The sequence below is a fragment of the Rahnella ecdela genome (assembly GCF_019049625.1).
Classification (GTDB): Bacteria; Pseudomonadota; Gammaproteobacteria; order Enterobacterales; family Enterobacteriaceae; genus Rahnella; species Rahnella ecdela.
On sequence record NZ_JAFMOY010000031.1, the window covers coordinates 1 to 313 of the forward strand.

The following is a 313-nucleotide window of genomic DNA, read 5'->3' on the forward strand; positions in this document are numbered from 1 at the left end:
CACATCAACACCACGGCTTCCCGCTTCTGGTCTGTCGTCAGTACTTTCGCCCCAGAGCCACCTGAAGCGCCTCCTTATCCAGCATGGCTTCGGCAAGCAGCTTCTTGAGTCTGGCGTTCTCTTCTTCCAGCGACTTCAGGCGTTTAACCTCAGGCACCTCCATACCACCATACTTCTTACGCCAGGTAATGGGATGGACTACCTCCTCCCTTTGCGCTTAACTCAACAAAATACGTTCAGCAGGAGAGTAAACATGAATATCGTCTATCTGGGTATCGATCTGGCTAAAAATGTTTTCCAACTCTGTGGTTTA

1 pseudogene is annotated in these 313 nt (G+C 49.8%); it reads right to left on the reverse strand.

The window, feature by feature from the left end:
• Positions 1-187: pseudogene (locus J1784_RS00135) on the reverse strand (transposase); the annotation flags it as partial.
• Positions 188-313: the final 126 nt, after the last annotated feature.